The following is a 21,952-nucleotide window of genomic DNA, read 5'->3' on the forward strand; positions in this document are numbered from 1 at the left end:
GTATTTCAAGAACAAAAGAAAATAGATTGAAATAATAGCGAATCCGATGCGGTGTCTGAAAAACGATTAAATTAAACTTTGCCGGTCACTCCCACTTACCAGAACCGATTTTTTTCCAATAAGCAGTTTATACAAGATCTGTTAGGATGATAGATAAGGTGCTTACCAACGTTGATATTTTTTTATACGCTAACAATGGGCAAATATGAAAAACACAGGTGCGTCGTCAAAGACTAATTGGCATGGAATTTCCTCCGACCTTACACTGGAGGCCCTAGGCTCCTCACAAAACGGCTTGACTAAAATCGACGCTGAAGCTCGTTTTTCCACCCATGGTCCCAACCGAATGCCACAAGCACCCCGTCGTAACTCCTTGGTACGCTTTCTTCTGCATTTTCATAATATCCTTATCTATGTACTACTCGGCGCTGCTCTAATTACCGCCCTTCTAGGTCATTGGGTCGATACTTGGGTTATTTTGACGGTGGTCGTTGTTAACGCCATTATCGGCTTTATGCAAGAAGGAAAAGCCGAACAGGCTATGGATGCCATCCGCCATATGTTAGCGCCTCAAGCCAATGTTATTCGTGCTGGAGAGCGCGCCAATATCGCTGGCGAGCAATTGGTTCCCGGCGATATCGTCATACTGGAGGCCGGTGATAAAGTGCCCGCTGACCTTCGAATAATTAACGCACATGGATTAACTGTGCAAGAAGCAATTTTAACCGGTGAGTCTGTACCAGTGGATAAACACACACACTTAGTTGCCGAGAATGCCGCCTTAGGAGACCGTAGCTGTATGGCTTACTCTGGTACCCTCGTCACTAGTGGTCAGGGCAAAGGGGTGATAGTGGCGACAGGGTCAGACACTGAGATCGGTCGAATCAGTGGACTACTATCGCAAATCGAAACGCTAACAACACCGTTAGTGACACAGATGAATGTGTTTGCCAAATGGCTGACCATTTTGATTCTTGTCATCGCTGTGATCTTATTGGCATTCGGCTACTTTGTTGCACATTACGATTTTACTGAGATATTCATGGCTGTAGTGGGGCTTTCTGTGGCGGCGATTCCTGAAGGCCTACCAGCAGTCCTCACTATTACCTTGGCTATTGGTGTGCAAGCCATGGCTCAGCGCAACGCCATCGTACGACGCTTGCCTGCCATAGAAACGCTTGGATCGGTATCAGTCATTTGCACAGATAAAACTGGCACCCTAACTCGCAATGAAATGATGGTTTCCTCTGTACTCACTCACCGCCATCTTTTTACCCTAGAAGGTAGTGGCTATGAACCCAAAGGTTCACTCATGCTGGAGGACGCTTTTGTGTCTCCAGCGCAACACGCCGTACTGGAAGAGTTGGCCCGCGCCTCAATACTCTGCAATGATGCCTCGCTGCGCGAACACAATGGGGCCTGGATTGTTGAAGGCGACCCAATGGAAGGCGCGCTACTAAGCTTCGCCGGAAAAATGGATTTGAATACCCGTCAAGAACAAGCTAGCTGGGCTCGAACCGATGCCATTCCTTTTGACGCTAAACATCAGTTTATGGCAACACTCAATCACGATCATGAGCATCACGCTTTTATACATGTAAAGGGTGCGCCAGAACGTATGCTCGCCATGTGCGCGAATCAACGAAGCGCCAATGGTGGCACTGAACCTTTAGATACCGTTTATTGGAGCGAGCAGGCAGACGCCATTGCCGCACTCGGTCAACGTGTACTGGCGATTGCGGTTAATCCCACTTCACCAGCACACACAGTATTAGAACATGCAGAGGTATCAGGTTCGTTAACGTTGATTGGTATGTTGGGCATGATTGACCCGCCCAGACAAGACGCCATTACAGCGGTAGCAGAGTGTCATGATGCTGGCATCCAAGTAAAAATGATTACTGGTGATCACACGAAAACAGCTGCTGCCATCGGTAAGCAGGTTGGTCTACAAAACACCACTAAAGTCCTCAGCGGTAAAGAGCTTGATGAACTTGATGACACAGCACTGAGTCAAGCAATATTAGAATGCGATATATTTGCCCGCACCAACCCAGAGCATAAATTACGCTTGGTCATGGCCTTACAAGCCCACGGAAAGACCGTTGCGATGACTGGTGATGGTGTTAACGATGCACCCGCGCTAAAGAGAGCTGATGCCGGTATTGCCATGGGGTTAAAGGGCAGTGAAGCGGCAAAAGAAGCAGCAGACCTAGTATTAGCCGATGACAACTTTGCTTCCATTGTGGCCGCTGTACGCGAAGGTCGCACGGTATACGATAACTTAAAAAAAGTCCTCAGCTGGACGCTACCGACCAACGCCGGTGAAGCCATGACCATCGTATTAGCATTGCTTTTGGGAATGACGCTACCGATCACCCCGATTCAAATTCTATGGGTTAACCTGATTACCGCCATAACACTGGGCATTGCTTTGGCGTTTGAACCCACCGAGAAAAACACCATGCGGCGACCACCGCGATCACGTCATGAACTACTATTAAATGGTGGTTTGCTTTGGCATATCGTACTAGTATCGTTTTTGTTTCTCTGTGGCGTCTTTGGCACTTACAGCTACGCCATAGATAATGGTTATTCAGTCAATTTAGCAAGAACCATCGCGCTAAACACCTTGGTCGTGATGGAAATCTTTCATCTGTTTTTTATTCGAAACATTTATAGTGCCTCATTAACTTGGCAGGGAGTACGCGGCACCAAAGTCGTCTGGGCTGTTGTTATCTCCATAACGATTGCACAATTTGCTATTACCTATTTGCCATTACTACAAACTGTTTTTTCCACCGAGTCTATCCCCTTCTTAGACGGTCTTATCATTATCGCGGTTGGTATCGCACTGTTTACTATTATTGAGGCAGAAAAACAGATGCGGCTCGCATTCCAAAAAATGAAAGGAGAGTGATGGAAAAATCCAACTTTATACATGCTACAACCTTCTATAAGCCAGCCACTGGAGAAAAAAAGTGAACGGTTTTGTTGATGCTAAACAGATAACGCTTATGGGCATAGCGCTAGCTATAGGTCTTCTTATCGGTGCCGAACGTGGCTGGAAATCCCGTGAAGCAAAAGACGGTGAAAGGATAGCTGGCCTGCGAACATATGGTCTGACAGGGCTTCTGGGTGGCGGAGCTGGTTTGCTGTCACAGTACCTTGATGCAATGGTATTAGGTTTTATTTTTTTGGGATTCTCTATCACCGTAGCAACGGCCTATACAGTGCAGCGAAACAATAGCGAAGATGCCAGCATTACCAGCCTCATTACAATGCTGCTGACCTTTATATTGGGCGTATTTGCTACCCTAGAGCATGTAGATCTGGCAGCATCTATCGCTGTACTGACAGCAATATTATTACGATATAAAGAGGCATTACATGGCTGGTTAAAAAAACTAGAAAAAAAGGAACTGCATGCCGCTTTGCAACTTCTTCTTATTTCTGTCGTTCTTCTGCCTATCCTCCCCGACCGTGGTTATGGGCCTTGGCAAGCTTTAAATCCCTATGAAATATGGTGGATGGTTGTTCTCATCGCAAGCATTTCATTCAGCGGTTATTTTGCGATGAAGATAGCTGGGCCAAGCAGAGGGGTCATCTTAACTGCACTAGCAGCAGGTATGGCATCATCCACTGCCTTGACCTTGCATTATGCTCGGTTATCCCAAAAGCAAGAGACCATGAGGAACCTGCTAGCGGCAGGTATCTTACTTGCCTGTGGCACCATGTTTCCTCGTGTTCTATTGGTTTCTAGCCTTATCAATCCAGCGCTGTTCAGTAAACTACTGGTTCCCATGTCAGTTATGATGGCTGTGGTTTTATTATCATCACTTGTCATCTGGCATAAAAAAGCCGCTCAGACACCCGCTAAGATGACCCATTTGATTAATCCACTAGAGCTAAAATCTGCACTGTTTTTCGGCGCTTTATTGGTGCTCGTCATCTTGTTAAGTAAGGCAGCGATTGATTATTTTGGTGAAGCGGGTATTTATTTGATGGCAATGATATCGGGCATTGCCGATGTGGACCCGATTAACCTGGCACTGTCTAGAATGAGTACCACCGATTTATCAGTCAACCTCGCCGCATTGGGCATTGTTATTGCTGCATCGTCAAACACGCTTGTTAAAGCATTATTAGCCAGCTTTATTGGCGGCCCGGGGCTGGGGATGCGCGTTCTACTGCCATTATTGGCTGCGTCTGCAGTTGGACTTACAACTGCTTGGCTAATGTGATGAGTTTTCTTGTGATTGGTGCTCTAGCCTCTTCTCCAACAGGTTCTGCTAAATAATATTAAAATTGATTGTTTTAATCATCTACTGTGGGTTATGCACAATGTTCGTTATAAATTTCAGTGACGCGCCTAAACAGCCTTTAATGTTAGTTGCGCCTTGATCCATTGCACCCACTCGCTTAAACCATCGCCCTTTGTCGCTGAGAGTTCAATAATTATTAAGTTCGGATTGATCTGCTTAGCGTATTCGACACATTTATCCATATTGAAATCAACATAGGGCAACAGATCAGTTTTATTAATGATCATCAAATCCGCTGCATAAAAAATATCTGGGTATTTAAGCGGTTTGTCTTCGCCTTCGGTTACTGACAGCATAACGACCTTGTAGGCCTCGCCAAGATCAAATGGTGCCGGACAGACCAGATTGCCTACATTTTCGATAAATAACACGCCTTTATCTGCTGGGTTTAAGTCCTCAATGGCATGCCCCACCTGATGAGCATCCAAGTGACAACCCTTACCGGTATTAATCTGAATAGCCTTCGCGCCAGAATTGCGAATGCGCTCAGCATCCAGTTGACTGCTCTGATCGCCTTCAATCACATTAATGTCCAGCTGATCTTTCAACGCATCAATCGTTGCCGTTAATAATGAAGTTTTACCAGAGCCTGGACTGGAGATAATATTCAATGCAAAAATCTCATGTTGCTGTAAATACTGTCTATTTTTTGCTGCATAGCGTTTGTTTTTTCCCAGCACATCCTTTTCTAATTGCACCAATCGAAGATCAGCCGTATCAGTTGCATTCTCTTTGCTAGTATGTTGATGGTTTACTGTTTCAGTCGAACCGCAGCCACAAGTGGTACACATAAATCTCTCCTAATTAACAATCAAGTCTCTCACTCGCATCTCCAGTCCAGACTGGATATCCAAGCTAAAGGATTGGCAGTCGGGACAAGGCGTATGTAGTTCAAAAACTTTTGTTTCGCAACCACATTGTTGGCATATTGCCTGCCCTGGCATGGTTACAATATCCAGAGTCGCGCCGTCGGCTACGCTATTTTTCATCACTATATCAAAACCAAATCGCAATGCCTCTGGCTCAACACACGAAAGCGCTCCAATTTCTAAACACACTTTTTTTACTGATGTGTAGCCCTGAGTGTCTGCATTATCCTCAATAATGCTTAGTACACCCTCTAACAACGATAGTTCATGCATAAGCAGTACTAAGCTCCATCATTTCATGATCATCAAATAGCACGCTTTGCTCTGACCGTTGACAACAGTGCTCAACAAAGTCCTTTGCTAACCGTAGGTTCTCAGTGGCTATAGACGACAATGGCTGACCTAACTCAAATGCATAACCAGCCATTTTCAATAAATAACAGGCTGGTGGTGCTGTTTTATACACCTGCTGGTAAACCGCTAACAACGCATCCGGTGTCAATGCGTGCGAGGTATAGCTTTGCCCGACTTCAGGCTGACAACGCGTTAGAAGATAGGGGCTATTGATTTGGCTATCTGCATCAATAAACAATACGGTTTGATAATCGACCAAGTCCATGACGTTTTCTATTTGTAATTGGTACGCCGTTAACACATCGATATGTTGCCAATGTCTTAACGACTTAAGCGATTCAATATGCTCGGCAACTAAAGGCCCCAAGGCATCATCACCACGCGCTGGGTTGCCATAACCAATAATCAGCAGCTTAGCCACTTACTTCACCCTGACTATTTTTAACCAGTTGCTGTAATAACTTTCCTTCAACATCGCGTAACTCCACCTGTAATGGCATTTTACCAAGAGCATGAGTGGCGCAAGACAAGCAAGGATCATAAGCACGAATGGCTACTTCGATATAATTTAACAGCCCTTCTGTCAGTTCCTGACCATCCAAATAACGGGCGGCAACCTGCCGCACAGATTCATTCATTGCCTGGTTATTGCTCGTGGTTGAAACGATTAGATTGGCTTTTGTCACAATATCATCTTCGTTAATTTCATAATGATGAAACAAGGTGCCACGCGGTGCTTCAATCACCCCGATACCTTCCAACCGTTTTTCACCCGTAACAACTAAATCTTTCCCCTGCAAGTCGGCGTCATGCAACAGTGCTTTAATTGATTCGGCGCAATGAAGAATTTCAATCATTCTGGCCCAATGAAAAGCGAGTGAGCTTTGTACCATTCCCATCGCATCAGCCCCTGCTTGAGCTTTAAATGCCACACGCGCCTGCTCAGCAGCAGGCGTAGTAATGAGGTCACACAAGTTAACTCGGGCTAAGGGTCCAACACGGTACCAGCCATCATCTACACCTAATGACTCAAAAAATGGAAACTTCATATAAGTCCACGGCTTCACTTCCTCGTGGATCACTTGATGATAATGACGGTAATCAAAATGGTCGAACACAGGATGACCGTTACGATCTATACCGCGTAAACCGCCATGATAAAGCTCCAACTCACCAGAAGAGCCGGTCAACCCCATAAAGCCACTTTTGATGGTGGCAAATTCATTGTTAAAAGGGACATCCGCTAAATGAATATCAGCCGCTAACTTAACCGCTGCCTTACTCCACTCAATAACATCATCAATATCATTCAGTAAATAATTAACCTCATCAGGCGTTAATGATTTATTCATTCCACCTGCAATAGCCCCCGTTCCATGTATGCGTTTACCAGTAACAATCCGAATCACTTCTTGACCAAATTTTCGCAGTTTAATGCCCTGCATGCTAAGTTCAGGGTAGTCAGCTAATAAACCAAGGATATTGCGTTTACTTTTGTCACTGCTAAAACCAAATAGCAAGTCAGGTGAGGCTAAATAAAAAAAGTGTAACGCATGTGACTGTAACACCTGGCCGAAGTGTAGCAACTTACGCAGCTTTTCTGCCGAAGGCGTTAGTTGATCCACACCGACTAATTGATCAATGGCTTTTGCCGCAGCTAAATGATGGCTAACAGGGCAAATTCCACATAAACGTTGCACTAAAACCGGTAGCTCCCAGTAGGGGCGGCCTCGAATAAAACGCTCAAAGCCCCTGAATTCAACAATATGTAAGCGCGCTTGCGCGACATGATTGTTTTCATCTAACAGTAACGTAACCTTGCCATGCCCTTCTACACGGCTAACAGGGTCAATAACAACTCGTCGCAGTGACTCCGAATTAGATGCTTGCTGGTCTGTCGTGCTCATAAGTTCAACATCTCATTAATCATAATGCATTAGTTCGCCTGGCAAGGTCGGTTCGCGCCCTGCAAGTAAATCGGTAATAAATGTCCATATCGCATCAGCTGATGGTGGGCAGCCTGGTAGCGAATAATCAACCTTGACGATTTCATGAACCGGATAAACCTTGTCTAATAACAAAGGCAGTTCTGGGTCATTAGGGATTTGCGGATTCACTACGCCAAGCCCATCAATATACGACTCTTCAAGACATTCTTTTAGCGATATCTTATTGCGCAATGCCGGCAGCCCGCCATTAATGGCGCAGGCTCCAACAGCAATCAAGGTCTTACAGTTTTTTCGAAATTCTCGTAATACATGCACATTTTCCGCATTGCAGACCCCACCTTCTATCAAGCCTATATCTGAATGATGACAATTTTTTATATCAGTCAATGGCGAACGATCAAACACCGCCACTTCCGCCAAACCGGTTATACGCTCATCAATGTCCAACAAGGACATATGACAACCGAAACAACCAGCCAGTGATGTTGTAGCGATACTAATTTTGGCGGTCATTTTCCACCTTATTCAGCTCTGTTCCATCAATGCTCTTTTTGTCATAAGTACGTTCACCGATGGGCACATCAAATGCTTTTCTTTTAATTAAAATCGCCCCTACTGGGCAAACGTGGGCCGCTTTATCGTTCACATCAAGGTCGCTGTCGTGTAATGTCCCTGACGGGGAATTAACAATCAATTCGCTCTCAATACCTCGTCCACTGATCGCAAACACATTTTTTTGGTCAACATCGCGACTTGCTCGGACACATAATTCACAAAAAATACAGCGATCTCGATCCAACATAATATCGGCGTGTGAGGCATCTATTTCACGCAGGGGAAACAAATGAGGAAAATGAGCATCGAACATTTTTAAATGATAAGCCAGCGCTTGTAACTCACAATCGCCACTCTTTTCGCACGAAGGACATAAATGATTACCCTCAACAAACAACATTTGTGTAATGCTGCGACGCGAAGCATTCATTTCATCGCTATTATTATCGACCACTTGGCCCTCACTCGCTGGCGTTGTACAGGCCGAGCAAGCCCGACCATTCACCTTAACAGCACACACCTTACAGCTACCATGGGGTGCAAACTCAGGCTGGTAACACAGGTGAGGAATATAAATTCCGGCCGCTGACGCAGCCTCAATAATCGTCTGACCTTGCTGGAAAGGAACCTGTTGCCCATCAATCATTATCGACAGCGTTTTCATTCGTTAAATTGCTCCAGATGGGCATCCGCATCCGTTCTACCGGTCAGCACACGCGCTTGCTGTAAAGCCTGTTCAAGATCAATGGCAGGGGTAAACGGCTGATCTTTAACCTTGGCCTGATAGTGCTCGGGGAAATGAGTCAATGAGTCCATTACTGGGTTGGTTGCCGTTTGCCCCAAGCCACAATGGCTGTAATGCTGAACCAAATGACTTAGTTTTTTTAATTCCGCAAGATCATTCTCACTCCCCAAGCCTTTGACTACCTTATCGAGTCTGTTTTTCACCAACGTTGTGCCCACCCGACACGGTGTGCAAAAGCCACAACTTTCGTGGGCAAAGAAATGAGCAAAATTAGTCGCAATTGCTAAAGGATCACGGCTGTCATTAAAGATCATAAATGAACCACCTGTTGGCAAATCTTCAAAGCTAATCTGACGCTGAAAATCGGTGTTCGCCACCAGTGCTCCCGATGGCCCACCCACTTGCACACAACGTGTATGGCTAGCACCACAATCAATAAGGATCTGTTTAATCGTCGTGCCAAAAGGGTATTCATAAATACCTGGGCGAGCACAATCGCCAGAAATACTTAGCAAGCGGCTTCCGGGAGAGTCTTCCGTACCGACCTGATTATAAGATGAAGCGCCTGCTAGCGCTATTTTCGCCGCTGAGGCAAATGTTTCTACATTATTGATGACCGTCGGTTTATCAAGATAACCATGCGTAACAGGAAAAGGCGGCCTTATCCGTGGGACACCACGCTTACCTTCCAGCGACTCGAGCAAGGCGGATTCTTCACCACAAATATATGCCCCTGCACCCATGCGAATCTCTATATCAAAATCAAAGCCTTCGACACCAGCAATGGCTTGCCCCAACCAGTTATTTTGTCTACGTTGATCAATGATCTGTTGTAATTTTTGTCGCAGAAAAAGATATTCTCCACGCAAATAAATAAAGCCTTGAGAGGCACCAATAATGCGCCCGCACAGCGTCATCCCTTCGATCACTTGATCGGCATAATTATTCAGCAAAACACGGTCTTTGAAGGTACCTGGCTCACCTTCATCTGCATTACAAACCACATAATGTGCATCAGCTTCGATCTGTCGACAAAAACGCCATTTATTCACCGTAGGAAACCCTGCACCACCACAGCCACGTAAGCCAGACTGTTCTAACTCATTTAAGATATGTTCAATGCCACGATCTAACAAGGCCTCAATGGCCGACCCAGCTTCAACACCTTGTTTTAATAAAAAGCCGTGTTGCTGAATATTATCTTCATTGTGAAAAAAATCAGCTGGCCACTCACTGATTGGCACACCCCTTTCGATAAAATTAACAATCCGCTCAACGCGATCGGCATCTAATGCGACCACTGCAATACCGTTGATAAGTGCTGCGGGACCCTGATCACAAAAGCCGGTGCACGAGGTGGTCGCAATGCTCACTTTGCCATCACTGCGAATGGTCTCTGGCTGAATATCAAGCTTCTGACAAAATGCATCCATTACTGTTTGGAAACCATGTAAGGTATCAATAATACAATCACTTAACAGAATGCGGTAAGTCCCAACGGGTTCTGAATGTAGGAAACTATAAAATTCGATAACGCTATGAATTTGGCTACGGGGAATATTCAGAAGATGCGCTGTTTGTTCAACGGTATCTGTCGAAAGAAAGCCAAAGTGGTTTTGCAAGGCCTGTAAAATATCAATCAGCCGTGCGGGGTCAGCCGCATGCTCATCAATAATTGTACTGATTTTGGTTTCCATCATCTCTTTCCAAAGCGATTAAACCTGCACAAATTTGATTTCATTCCAAGTCCATAGTTCGATAGTATGGAAACACCATGAGCATTCAGATTAACAGAAAAAAACTACAAGTCACAGGCATAATTCAAGGTGTTGGTTTTCGTCCCTTTATCTACCGGCAAGCCAGCCAATTAGCACTGAAGGGATGGGCCAGCAATACCGGTGATGGTGTAACGGTGGATATTGAAGGCTCACCAAGCGCGTTAGAGGCATTTATTGAAACACTGCAAAAAAAACCTCCTATCAACAGCAAAATAGAATCATTAACTATAACTAATCTACCTGTCTGCGGTTATCAACAATTTGAATTACGCAACAGTGCCGGTCAGCAACACTCGATGTTTATTTCACCCGATATTGCTACCTGCCCCGCCTGCATCGATGAGCTGCTTGACCCAAGCAATCGTCGCTATCAGTATGCATTTACCAGTTGCAGCCAATGTGGCCCTCGCTATAGCATTATTAACGCATTACCTTATGATCGTGAACGCACAGCAATGCACACGTTTCCTTTGTGTCAGGCATGCCAGCATGAATATGAGAACCCTAGCGATCGTCGTTTTCATGCGCAAACTATTGCTTGCCCAGATTGTGGCCCCACTGTTGAGTTATTAACCCATCAAGGTAAATACCTTGCTGACAATATAACGGCTATCAAGCAAGCGTCAGCGGCATTAACTAAGGGTAAAATTATCGCGCTGAAAGGGATTGGCGGCTTTCAACTGTTAGCAAATGCGAGCCTTCAGGCCAGTATTGAACAATTACGACTCCATAAATCACGTCCTGAGAAACCATTTGCGCTGATGTGCCGAGACATTGCCCAAGTCGACACCATCGCCACACCCTCAGCACTGGAAAAAAAGCTGCTACTTTCAGCAGCTGCTCCGATTGTGTTAATGGATAAATTAATCGCGTGTTCCACCTTGGCTGAAGGAGTCGCGCCTGACAATACCCGCATTGGCATCATGCTACCCTGCTCGCCTTTGCATCATTTACTGCTTAGATATTTACCTTTCCCTCTTGTTACTACTAGCGGCAACCTTTGTAACGAACCGATCTGTATTGATAATCAACAAGCACTAGACCGGCTAGCTAATATCGCTGACCTTTTTCTTATTCATAATCGCCCTATTCTACGACCCGTTGATGATTCTGTTGTACAAACCATTCATAACGAAGCAACATTGCTACGTGCGGCTAGAGGCTATGCGCCTATCACAATAAAACTAGCGGATAATCAATCTGCTCAACACCCGCAAAGGCCTACATTGGCCGTTGGTGGACATTTAAAAAACACCTTTGCCATTAGTAATGGTGATTACGCCATGATCAGTCAACACAATGGTGACCTTGAAAGCCTTGAGAGCATCACTGGTTTTAAACACAATATTGCTGATTTATCGCAATTGCTTGAATACCACCCCGAGCTGATTGCTCATGATCAACACCCTGAGTATGCCAGCAGCCATTATGCTAAATCGCTCCATTTACCGACTGTTAGCGTACAACATCATCACGCCCACCTACTGTCATGTATGGCAGAACATGCTATTAAACCACCGCTGTTGGGCATTGTTTGCGATGGCAATGGACTGGGTGATAATGACACCCTGTGGGGTGGCGAGTTTTTCACCTTGGATCCATCGTCAAGCATTTCACGCATCGCCAGCTTGCGGACATTTTCTCTATTAGGTGGCGCTATTGCCATCAAAGAGCCACGTCGATCAGCATTGGCAATATTATGGGAATACATGGGTGACAGGGTATTTGAACACACGTCACTCGCTCCCATATCAGCCTTCACCGAGGAAGAAAAAGCACTGTTACAGCCTATGCTCAACAGGCGAATCAACTCCCCGCGCAGTTCTAGTCTTGGCCGGCTATTTGACTGTGTCGCCAGTTTGCTCGATTTATGCCAGGTTTCAAGCTATGAGGGCCAAGCTGCACAGCGTTTAGAACAATGTTTCGCCGCAACAGCAAGTGACGACTACTATCGCGTGTTATGGCAGCAAAACAAAGAATTGACCAGATTTGACTGGCAACCGCTACTGAGCGATATTATTGATGATTTGAACAACGCCGTGCCCAAACCACTCATTGCATGTAAATTTCATAACACGCTAGTAGAAATGATGGTTGATATGACACACAAATCAGGACAAAAAAGAGTAATATTAAGCGGAGGCAGCTTTCAAAACCGCTACCTAAGCGAAACGCTCATCCGCCGCTTATCAGCCCTTGACATTAAGGTCTACTGGCAACAAAAACTACCGTGTAATGATGGCGGCTTAGCGCTTGGTCAATTACTCGCCGCATCTAATAGAGGAACACATAATGTGCTTGGCAATTCCCGGTAAAATCATCTCCATTTCAGGTGAAGACATTTACACTCGTACAGGGGATGTCAGTTTTTCAGGGCTAGTGACCACTGTAAGCCTCGCTCTGGTGCCTGAAGCGAAAGAAAATAACTATGTGATTGTGCATGCAGGCTTTGCCATTAACCTGCTAGATGAAGAAGAAGCACTTGCCACCTTGGCCAACCTTGATGACCTGAAAAGCGCACAGGACTAAGTTCAGTGAAATATATTGATGATTTTCGACATCAGCCACATGTTGAGTTATTGGCAACAGCGATAAGGAATACCTGCACACGCCCTTGGACCATTATGGAATTATGCGGTGGTCAAACACATGCGATCATGAAATACGGTATTGATCAACTACTGCCAAGCGATATTAACCTCATTCATGGCCCTGGCTGTCCTGTTTGCGTTACCCCATTGCAAGCCATTGATAAGGCAATCGGCATAGCGGCCTTGAATCACGTTATCTTTTGCACCTTTGGCGATATGCTTCGCGTACCCGGCTCAACAAAAGATTTAATGACCGTCAAAGCCGAAGGTGGCGATGTGCGAACAGTCTATTCGCCTTTAGAAGCGGTCACGATCGCTCAACAGCACCCTGATAAGCAGGTGGTGTTTTTTGCCATTGGTTTTGAAACCACTATTCCAACGACCGCCATGAGCGTATATCAGGCGCAACAAATGGGTTTAAAAAATTTCAAATTGCTGGTGTCACACGTTCGCGTTCCTCCGGCTATGGAAGCGATACTCTCATCAGCAGAAAATAAAGTGCAAGGGTTTCTCGCCGCAGGCAATGTCTGTGTGGTGATGGGCTATCAGGAATATTTACCCATTACTGAGAAATATCAGGTGCCGATTGTCGTTACTGGTTTTGAACCCGTCGATATTCTGCAAGGAATTTTGTTGTGTATTACCCAATTAGAACAAGGTCAGGTAACAGTTGAAAATCAATATGCTCGGGCCGTCCAAGCATCAGGTAATACCACCGCGCAACAGATAGTTAATCGAATTTTTAAACCGGTTACTCGTTCATGGCGAGGACTTGGTGATATCCCGATGAGTGGTTTTGAGCTCAGTGCAGATTACGCTGCTTTTGATGCAGAAAATTACTTTCAAATCGCACATATCAACACACAAGAACACGAGCAATGTCTAAGCGGTAAGGTGTTACAAGGTATTATCAAACCATCACAATGCCCAGAGTTTGCTAGCCGCTGCACGCCAGAAACCCCTTTAGGTGCCACCATGGTTTCCGCTGAAGGTGCCTGCGCCGCTTATTACGCCTACCGTCGTCAGCAAAGTATTACGGAGAACATTAGCCAGTGAGTAAAACGGATAATTCAGAAGACGCCTGCCCCCTACCTATTGGCCTGTATGACAAAATAGTGATGGCGCATGGTGGTGGCGGTCAATTGACACAGTCACTCATCGACAAACTCATGCTGGCTGAATTCGACAACCCTGCACTCAATGAAAAAAATGATAGCGCTGTGCTGGCTATCAATAGTGAGCGTTTGTCTTTTACCACTGACTCCTACGTGGTTAACCCCCTATTTTTTCCCGGAGGTGACATCGGCAAACTGGCGGTTTGCGGCACATTAAATGATTTGGCAATGAGTGGCGCTCGACCGTTATTTTTAAGTTGTGGTTTAATCATTGAAGAAGGCTTTGCTATTGATTCCTTGCAAAAAATTATCCACTCCATGAGCCACCAAGCCAAAGCGGCTGGCGTTAACATTGTAACTGGCGACACCAAAGTCGTTGAGAAAGGAAAAGGCGACGGGCTGTACATCAATACCAGTGGCATCGGCGTGCTAGATACAGCCATGAGCCTCTCCCCAAGCATGCTACAGCATGATGATGTTGTTATTATTAATGGCGATATTGGTCGCCATGGCATCGCCATTATGGCGCAAAGAGAAGGTTTTAAACTCGAACAAACTCTGGAAAGTGATTGCGCTGACCTATCTGGACTGGTCAAATTATTGCTTGATAGCGGCATTGACATTCACTGTATGCGTGATTTAACTCGGGGAGGATTAGCCACTGCCTTAATTGAAATTAGCACTGCCGCTAACAAACAAATCATGCTTGACGAAACCGCTATCGCCATTGCCGATCCCGTGCGTAGTGTTTGTGAAGTACTTGGCCTAGACCCGTACTATGTTGCCAATGAAGGACGTTTTATTAGCATATTACCATCAGCCCAAGCTGCTCAAGCATTAGCCATAATGCACGCTCACCCTTTAGGAAAACAAGCCGCCGTTATCGGTAACGTACACAAGGGCTCTCAGGCCATGGTTACAATAAAAAACCGAATTGGTACAACACGTATTTTGCAACTGCTAAGTGGCTCGCAACTGCCTAGAATATGTTAATGATCAAGCTGTCGTTAACTTGAGGCTCACCATAAAAGCATTGCTCTGATAACCGCTTCTACTACCTTCTTGCATACCGGAACGGGCTTTCTTAAAGCTATTCAATATAAAGATTAATAAACCGATCTCGATACTCTTCGTACACCCACGACTTCTCCAGACAAGACAGGAAAAACACCTCGTTATTACAAGGCCCAACTGATCAGTTAAAGGCACTGCAAAAAAATCCCCACCAAAAAACCGGCCACTACAAAGTTTCACAAAGGGAGTAACGAGCATTGGGGGCATGCAAAACGCTGATTAGCTTTTTAGCATGTTACTTGCTCAGCTTATTTTGGAGGCTTCCGTAGTAATGAATAAATGCTTTCTTACTTATTCTCGTGTCTATGCCGACCATTTTCATCTTCAAATATTTTTGTATTCGAATTGAGAAAGGTCTTATGCAAATCCACAGAGTCATTAACGCCTATTGCATCAAAATTTTGTTCCAACCATAAAGACATTTCTGCTCGACCCTTATCACGCAGAGAGGTTAAAAAATCCCAATCTGAACTGTACTTACTACTCAGTGATAAGTCTTTTAATGCCTCATCTGCCCGAACAGAATGTACGAGAATATCCTTAAAATTGCCTTTATGCTCATCTTTGAGCATATCGTGTTCGAGTAATTTTTTCACGAAGGCTATCGCACGCATTTCTGATAATAGTGATGAGTTAAAGCTAATTTCATTAATGCGGCTAACAATTTCTGCCGATGTTGTAGGCGTGCTAAAACGGTTGATGGGGTTAATATGCACAATCAACAAATCTCTGCTATCCGTTTTATAGAACAGAGGAAACAAGGCAGGGTTTCCAACATAACCACCGTCCCAATAGTCTTCATCGTCTATCGACACCGCTTTATATATCAATGGTAGACAAGCGGATGCCATAGCTACATCTAATGTGACATCTTTGGTATTGAATACCCGTACTCTGCCACTATGGACATGCGTTGTACTGATAAACAATTTAATGTCACTGCTATTATTTAGCGCTTCAAAATCGACCGTATCGGCCAATACATCACGCAGAGGGTTTATATCAAATGGGTTAAGTTGATGCGGTGAAAAGATCCGCGACATGAAGTCTGTAACCATAAAATTCAATGCATCAGGCACTTTCCATGGCATATATTTATCTAGAGCCCATTTTTTCATTGGCTTGAAGGCTTTACCTTCCTCTGAAATGCGCCACCAAAAATTATGCAAACTCTCACGCGCTTTCTCAGGACCGCCTTGCTGCATCCCCGACGCTAACACGCAGGCATTCATCGTTCCGGCACTGGTTGCACAGATGCAATCAATGCCAATACGACCATCTTCTAATAGTTTATCTAACACACCCCAAGTAAATGCACCGTGTGCTCCCCCGCCCTGAAGCGCAAGGTTGATTGTCTTTTCTACTTTACTGCTTTTTTGCGTCATGGAATTCCTCAGTTAATAGATTATTTAGAGCCCATGTAGTCATGTATTACACGTCCATATGGTAGTGTTAGATCTACATGCCCCCAATAACTTGTTTAACAGGCAGATCAGTTACGGGTGCCTTTACATGTGGAATGAGTTGCAAACAAGCAGGGCCTGACTCATACGTAATAATCAAATACTCGCGATCAATAAAACGATACGGCCCTTTGGGTAATTCGGCGATGCAAGCGGCATCGAAAGTAAACTTAAAATATCTCTAGTATTCACCTTATTACCTCAATAGAGTGACTTAGCCAGCCGTCCAACCACCATCGACCGATATATGTGTACCTGTAATATTCTCAGCGTGTTCCGAACACAAAAATAAAGACGTCCCTGCTAACTCCTCAACAGTTACAAATTTCTTAGTCCATTGCGCCGATAAAATAACGTCTCGTTTTACTTCTTCCTCACTAATACCACGAGCCTTAGCCGTATCCGGAATTTGTTTTTCAACTAATGGAGTTAATACGTAACCCGGGCAAATAGCATTACAAGTAATATTGTCTTCCGCCACTTCTAAGGCAATTGTTTTTGTAAACCCCAAAACACCATGCTTAGCGGTAACGTATGCCGATTTAAAAGGCGATGCAATAAGTCCATGTGCCGATGCTATATTAATAATTCGCCCCCAACCTTGTCTTTTCATATGCGGAATAGCGGCACGTACGGTATGAAAACTTGAGGACATATTGATCGCTATAATGCTATCCCACTTCTCAGGCGAAAATTCTTCAACGGGTGCAACGTGCTGAATTCCCGCATTATTAACAACAATGTCAATAGAACCAAAAACCTTCATAGCCTCTTCGACCATGGCTGTTATTTCATCCGGTTGGGTCATATCAGCATCATTATAGATACACTTAACCCCTTGGTTTTCAATCGCCTGCCGTTCTTTTTCAATCTCAACCGAATCACCAAACCCATTCAACATAATATTAATGCCTTGCGCTGCAAACCCCTGCGCAATGCCTAAACCAATTCCCGATGTTGAACCGGTTATTATCGCTGCTTTTCCTTTCAAATCCATTTATCTACCCTACTGTTGTTTAGTGAACAGTCTCTATTGCCTAAGACCCACCCCTTTTTAATCAAAAAAGACAATAAATCTAATAACATTGTGACACAACACAGTTCAAGTCCTGTATAAAATTTATTACGCTACAACTAACCTATCCTCCTGCCTCTGTGGTGGGAATACTATTAATGGCCCTTGCAAATAGACTACCTGATATTCTTAATAAAGGCTTTCCTAGCCAAAAAGCCCAATAACGTAACTACAGAGGAATAACGAACCACTTAGAGCACCAGTCTTAATAACTAGCATCTTATAGCCATAATTATTTGAATTTGTTAAGTACCAACTAAAATGGTCTAACCACGATTCATGCTTAACTAAAAATCAGACCTACAATCGTAGATAACTTATTTAGCAGTTGATATTAAAAAGAATTTGGCTGTATCAAAAAACTTAAGCACATGATAAGACACTTCAACTACAACCCGCTTCCTCATTTGTACCGACAATTAGTTAGCTAGATATGCTAACACTGTTGCAGTGTCTATAAGTTGCTTAACGGGCTTTGCACACCCTCTGCCTCTTACGAAGTAATAATGTTATAAAAACCAAGAAAGCCAGTACAGGCACTTTGCTTGTAAGATTTTTCAAGACACCATTTTGGCTCAGATCAATTTAGCAACCTTCTGGTCCTAGTGGTCTAGTGAGACAGAGCATTTAAAGAGTCTAAGTTAGATAGCGTTATATGCTCGTGTTCTGCGGGAATTGATTGATGAGCATGATGTGGTTCATCAATGCCATGCAAATGAAGCTTCATTCCTTGGTTACATAGTAATGCAATGGAAAGAAAAACTAACCACAGGAATTGCGTACGTTTATTTGTTTTATGAAAAAAGCATTTCAAATAGTGTAATTACATTGCGAATTGAACACAACGACTAAAAAATCTAACACGATTTTTTCACGTGGTTATCAATATTGATAACCACGTGAATATTTTAAATCTAAACGTTTTCCGTTAACGGTACATCTTTATGTAATAAGCGATAAAGCACCGGTAATACAAACAGAGTAAGTAAAGTCGAGGATATTATGCCACCGATAACAACCGTCGCTAAAGGTCGCTGCACCTCTGAACCAATCCCCGTATTTAACGCCATAGGAACAAAGCCAAGAGAAGCCACAAGTGCTGTGGTTATAACTGGTCGCAAACGTGTTAATGCACCTTCAATCACCGCTTTTTCTACAGTAAACCCTTCCTGTATTAACTCTCGAATGAATGACACCATGACCAAGCCATTGAGGATAGCAATACCAGACAAAGCAATAAAGCCTACTGCGGCCGAGATAGAAAATGGAATATCACGCATTACAAGAAATAAAACGCCACCCGTTAGTGCTAAAGGTACGCCAGTAAAAATAATCATGGCATCTTTAAAGGAACCTAAAGCTAGAAACAACAAGCCAATAATCATGATCAATGTAATAGGTACAACCAATGTTAAACGTTTCGATGCAGACTGAAGCTTTTGATAAGTACCACCATACTCCACCCAATAACCTGAAGGCACTTCCACTGATTCATTAATGGCTGACTGGACATCTAAAACAAATGATCCCAAATCACGCCCCCGTACATTAGCTGTAACAACTATTCGTCGTTTTCCATTTTCACGATTTACCTGATTGAATCCCTCCACTAACTCTAATGTTGCAAGCTCCTGTAGGGGCACCGCTTCCGTACTGGACAGATGAATGGGTAAGTACCGTAAACGATCCATATCAGTACGACGCTGCTCAGGTAGACGTACAACAATATCGCTCCGCCGATCACCTTCATAAAACTGCCCGGCAACTTCACCGCCCAATGCAATGGCCAACTGATCTTGTAAATCACTTAGTGATACCCCGTATTGTGCAAGTACATCCAGCTTTGGTTGCATGGTCATGATAGGTAAGCCTGTAATTTTTTCCATTTGAATATCGGCAATACCCTCTACTTTCGCAATAGCCCTCTCAATCTCACCCCCCAAAGCCTGCAGCTGTTCAAAGTCATCACCATATACCTTAATGGCTAGCTCTGCCCGTACACCTGATAGCAATTCATTAAAGCGCATTTGAATAGGCTGAAGAAATTCGTAGCGATTACCAGGTATGGGCTCAACCAATGCAGCTAATTCTTCTACTACTTGTGATTTCATCTTATTCGGATCCGGCCATTCACCTCTCGGTTTTAGCATAATAAATGTATCGGCGACACTCGGCGGCATCGGGTCCGTGGCTACATCAGGCGTGCCTATTTTCGAAAAAATGCGAGCAACTTCGGGCAGTTCTGTAATCTTTTCTTCTAGCACTTTTTGTAATTCTATTGATTGAGTTAAAGAGGTACCTGGTATGCGTAACGCATGCATAGCAATATCGCCCTCATCTAGATTCGGAACAAACTCACTACCTAGCCGCGTTGCCTGTAAAGCAGAAGCCAACACTAAAACCACAGCACACCCAACAACTAACCAGCGAGCCTTTAGCGCTAGTGTTAATAAAGGCTCATATACTGATCGTGTAACTCGAATAATTGCACTGTCTTTCTCTTCAATAGGCTTGCGAAAAAATAATGCTACACAGGCGGGAACGAACGTAATTGAAAGCACAATTGCGCACCCCAGTGCAATCACCACCGTTAATGCCATAGGGTGAAACATTTTTCCCTCAACACCGCTTAGTGCGAATATTGGCAAATAAACTGCTGTAATAATAAACACACCAAATAAGGCAGGGCGAATAACTTCGCCAGTAGCATTAAATACAATATCAAAACGCTCCCCGATAGCCATCCTCTTATTATCAGATGAAGCATGACTTAATCGACGTAAGCAGTTTTCAACAATAATGATCGCACCGTCTACAAGCAACCCAAAATCCAATGCACCTAAGCTCATTAAATTTGCGCTTACACCTGCGTGTACCATACCTGTTATTGTCATTAACATAGCAATGGGGATAACAGCTGCAGTAAGTAAAGCAGCTCGAACATTACCCAGCAGAAAAAATAAAATAACAATAACTAGCAATGCCCCTTCAAGTAAGTTTGTTTGCACGGTTTTTAGTGTTTTATCAACTAACCCTGTACGGTCGTATACGGCTGTAGCCGAAATACCTTCCGGCAGGCCTTTCTTAATTTCCTCGAGTTTTTTAGCAACGGCTTCAGCCACTGTGCGACTGTTTTCACCCATCAACATAAACACTGTACTCATGACAACTTCTCTACCATTTTGCGTCGCGGCGCCTGTTCGCAGCTCCTTGCCTTCTTCGATGCTAGCTACATCTTTTATCCTAATAGGAATACCGTTATCACTGCGTATTAGTAATTCACCTAGCTCCGCCACCTTTGCACGCTGACCAGGAACACGTAGCAACCACTGTGAACCGTTGTGCTCGACGAAACCAACACCGCGATTTTGATTGTTATTTTGAATTGCACCAATAACATCCGCTTGTGTAAGTTGAAACGCTAGAAGCTTTTCTGGCTCAATAGCGACCAATACCTCCCGCTTATAACCACCAATTGGGTTAACCTCAACAACACCAGGCACGCGCAACAATTGCGGACGGATAATCCAATCATGGACGGAACGTAAGTCTGTAGGTGAAACCAATGACCCATCTTGATTTAATGCACCTGGCTCAGCATCTACCGTAAACATAAAAATTTCACCTAAGCCTGTAGATAGAGGCCCAAGCTCTGGCTCAAGTAAACGAGGTAAATTAGATTTCACACTCGACAAACGTTCACCAACTAACTGGCGAGCGAAATAAATATCTGTCTCGTCGCTAAAAATAACTGTGACTTGTGATAACCCATAACGAGAGACTGAACGCGTATATTGGAGGTTCGGCAACCCAGCCATAGCCGTTTCGATAGGAAAAGTCACACGCTGCTCAACCTCTAACGGCGTATAACCTGCAGCCTCAGTATTAATCATAACCTGAACGTTTGTTATATCAGGAACGGCATCAATAGGTAACTTCGTAAAGTTCCATAAACCAAGTGCGCTTAAAACAACAACGGCAACCATAATTAAGGCGCGCCGCTGAATAGAAAACTTAATAAGATATTCGAGCATGGGAATCCCCTAAATGTGGTTATCG

The 21,952-nt window shown here is 44.2% G+C and carries 16 protein-coding genes; 6 read left to right on the forward strand and 10 right to left on the reverse strand.

Annotated elements, in window-relative coordinates; all coding sequences use genetic code 11:
* Positions 1 to 205: 205 nt before the first annotated feature.
* Both CYCME_RS08680 and CYCME_RS08685 read left to right on the forward strand, forming a co-directional pair.
* Complete coding sequence (locus CYCME_RS08680; RefSeq protein WP_020932778.1) at positions 206 to 2,920, forward strand: cation-transporting P-type ATPase; 2,715 nt, start codon at positions 206 to 208, stop codon at positions 2,918 to 2,920.
* Between the two features lie 61 nt (positions 2,921 to 2,981).
* Positions 2,982 to 4,244: an MgtC/SapB family protein gene (locus CYCME_RS08685; RefSeq protein ID WP_015005603.1), complete on the forward strand. Its 1,263-nt coding sequence runs from the start codon at positions 2,982 to 2,984 to the stop codon at positions 4,242 to 4,244.
* Between the two features lie 128 nt (positions 4,245 to 4,372).
* On the opposite strand, the gene hypB is transcribed toward CYCME_RS08685, so the two are convergent.
* Genes hypB through CYCME_RS08720 form a run of 7 tightly spaced genes read right to left on the reverse strand, consistent with a single transcriptional unit; the run spans position 4,373 to position 10,497 of the window.
* Positions 4,373 to 5,116, reverse strand: coding sequence for a hydrogenase nickel incorporation protein HypB (gene hypB / locus CYCME_RS08690; protein WP_015005602.1), 744 nt, complete (start codon positions 5,114 to 5,116; stop codon positions 4,373 to 4,375).
* A gap of 9 nt (positions 5,117 to 5,125) precedes the next feature.
* The gene (gene hypA / locus CYCME_RS08695) at positions 5,126 to 5,467 is read right to left on the reverse strand and encodes a hydrogenase maturation nickel metallochaperone HypA (RefSeq protein ID WP_020932780.1); all 342 of its coding nucleotides are present in this window, start codon (positions 5,465 to 5,467) and stop codon (positions 5,126 to 5,128) included.
* Positions 5,460 to 5,969, reverse strand: coding sequence for a hydrogenase maturation protease (locus CYCME_RS08700; RefSeq protein ID WP_020932781.1), 510 nt, complete (start codon positions 5,967 to 5,969; stop codon positions 5,460 to 5,462). Before CYCME_RS08700 ends, hypA begins: the two co-directional genes overlap by 8 nt.
* On the reverse strand, positions 5,962 to 7,455 hold the full coding sequence (locus CYCME_RS08705) for a Ni/Fe hydrogenase subunit alpha (RefSeq protein ID WP_020932782.1): 1,494 nt from the start codon (positions 7,453 to 7,455) through the stop codon (positions 5,962 to 5,964). Before CYCME_RS08705 ends, CYCME_RS08700 begins: the two co-directional genes overlap by 8 nt.
* Before the next feature lie 15 nt (positions 7,456 to 7,470).
* Positions 7,471 to 8,010 (reverse strand): NADP oxidoreductase, encoded by a 540-nt coding sequence (locus CYCME_RS08710; protein ID WP_015005598.1) that lies wholly within the window; start codon positions 8,008 to 8,010, stop codon positions 7,471 to 7,473.
* Positions 7,994 to 8,716, reverse strand: coding sequence for a 2Fe-2S iron-sulfur cluster-binding protein (locus CYCME_RS08715; protein WP_020932783.1), 723 nt, complete (start codon positions 8,714 to 8,716; stop codon positions 7,994 to 7,996). Before CYCME_RS08715 ends, CYCME_RS08710 begins: the two co-directional genes overlap by 17 nt.
* Positions 8,713 to 10,497 (reverse strand): NAD(P)H-dependent oxidoreductase subunit E, encoded by a 1,785-nt coding sequence (locus tag CYCME_RS08720; RefSeq protein ID WP_223253179.1) that lies wholly within the window; start codon positions 10,495 to 10,497, stop codon positions 8,713 to 8,715. Before CYCME_RS08720 ends, CYCME_RS08715 begins: the two co-directional genes overlap by 4 nt.
* A gap of 74 nt (positions 10,498 to 10,571) precedes the next feature.
* Here CYCME_RS08720 and hypF point away from each other — a divergent pair, with 74 nt between their 5' ends.
* Genes hypF through hypE form a run of 4 tightly spaced genes read left to right on the forward strand, consistent with a single transcriptional unit; the run spans position 10,572 to position 15,274 of the window.
* Positions 10,572 to 12,890 (forward strand): carbamoyltransferase HypF, encoded by a 2,319-nt coding sequence (hypF, locus tag CYCME_RS08725; protein ID WP_020932785.1) that lies wholly within the window; start codon positions 10,572 to 10,574, stop codon positions 12,888 to 12,890.
* Positions 12,868 to 13,104 carry a HypC/HybG/HupF family hydrogenase formation chaperone gene (locus CYCME_RS08730; protein ID WP_020932786.1) on the forward strand — a complete coding sequence of 79 codons (237 nt, stop codon included), beginning with the start codon at positions 12,868 to 12,870 and terminating at the stop codon, positions 13,102 to 13,104. Before hypF ends, CYCME_RS08730 begins: the two co-directional genes overlap by 23 nt.
* A 5-nt stretch (positions 13,105 to 13,109) precedes the next feature.
* Positions 13,110 to 14,222 carry a hydrogenase formation protein HypD gene (hypD, locus tag CYCME_RS08735; protein WP_020932787.1) on the forward strand — a complete coding sequence of 371 codons (1,113 nt, stop codon included), beginning with the start codon at positions 13,110 to 13,112 and terminating at the stop codon, positions 14,220 to 14,222.
* Positions 14,219 to 15,274 (forward strand): hydrogenase expression/formation protein HypE, encoded by a 1,056-nt coding sequence (gene hypE / locus CYCME_RS08740; protein WP_015005592.1) that lies wholly within the window; start codon positions 14,219 to 14,221, stop codon positions 15,272 to 15,274. The genes hypD and hypE overlap by 4 nt, the downstream gene beginning before the upstream one ends.
* A gap of 368 nt (positions 15,275 to 15,642) precedes the next feature.
* On the opposite strand, the gene CYCME_RS08750 is transcribed toward hypE, so the two are convergent.
* The 3 genes from CYCME_RS08750 to CYCME_RS08760 all read right to left on the reverse strand — a co-directional run bounded on the left by CYCME_RS08750 (position 15,643) and on the right by CYCME_RS08760 (position 21,927).
* Positions 15,643 to 16,740, reverse strand: coding sequence for a patatin-like phospholipase family protein (locus tag CYCME_RS08750; RefSeq protein WP_020932788.1), 1,098 nt, complete (start codon positions 16,738 to 16,740; stop codon positions 15,643 to 15,645).
* A 292-nt stretch (positions 16,741 to 17,032) separates the two neighbouring features.
* The gene (locus CYCME_RS08755) at positions 17,033 to 17,815 is read right to left on the reverse strand and encodes a 3-hydroxybutyrate dehydrogenase (protein WP_020932789.1); all 783 of its coding nucleotides are present in this window, start codon (positions 17,813 to 17,815) and stop codon (positions 17,033 to 17,035) included.
* Between the two features lie 992 nt (positions 17,816 to 18,807).
* Positions 18,808 to 21,927, reverse strand: a complete 3,120-nt coding sequence (locus CYCME_RS08760) for an efflux RND transporter permease subunit (RefSeq protein WP_020932790.1) — start codon at positions 21,925 to 21,927, stop codon at positions 18,808 to 18,810.
* Positions 21,928 to 21,952 lie beyond the last annotated feature (25 nt).

Source organism: Cycloclasticus zancles 78-ME (genome assembly GCF_000442595.1).
In the GTDB taxonomy this organism is placed as follows: Bacteria; Pseudomonadota; Gammaproteobacteria; order Methylococcales; family Cycloclasticaceae; genus Cycloclasticus; species Cycloclasticus pugetii.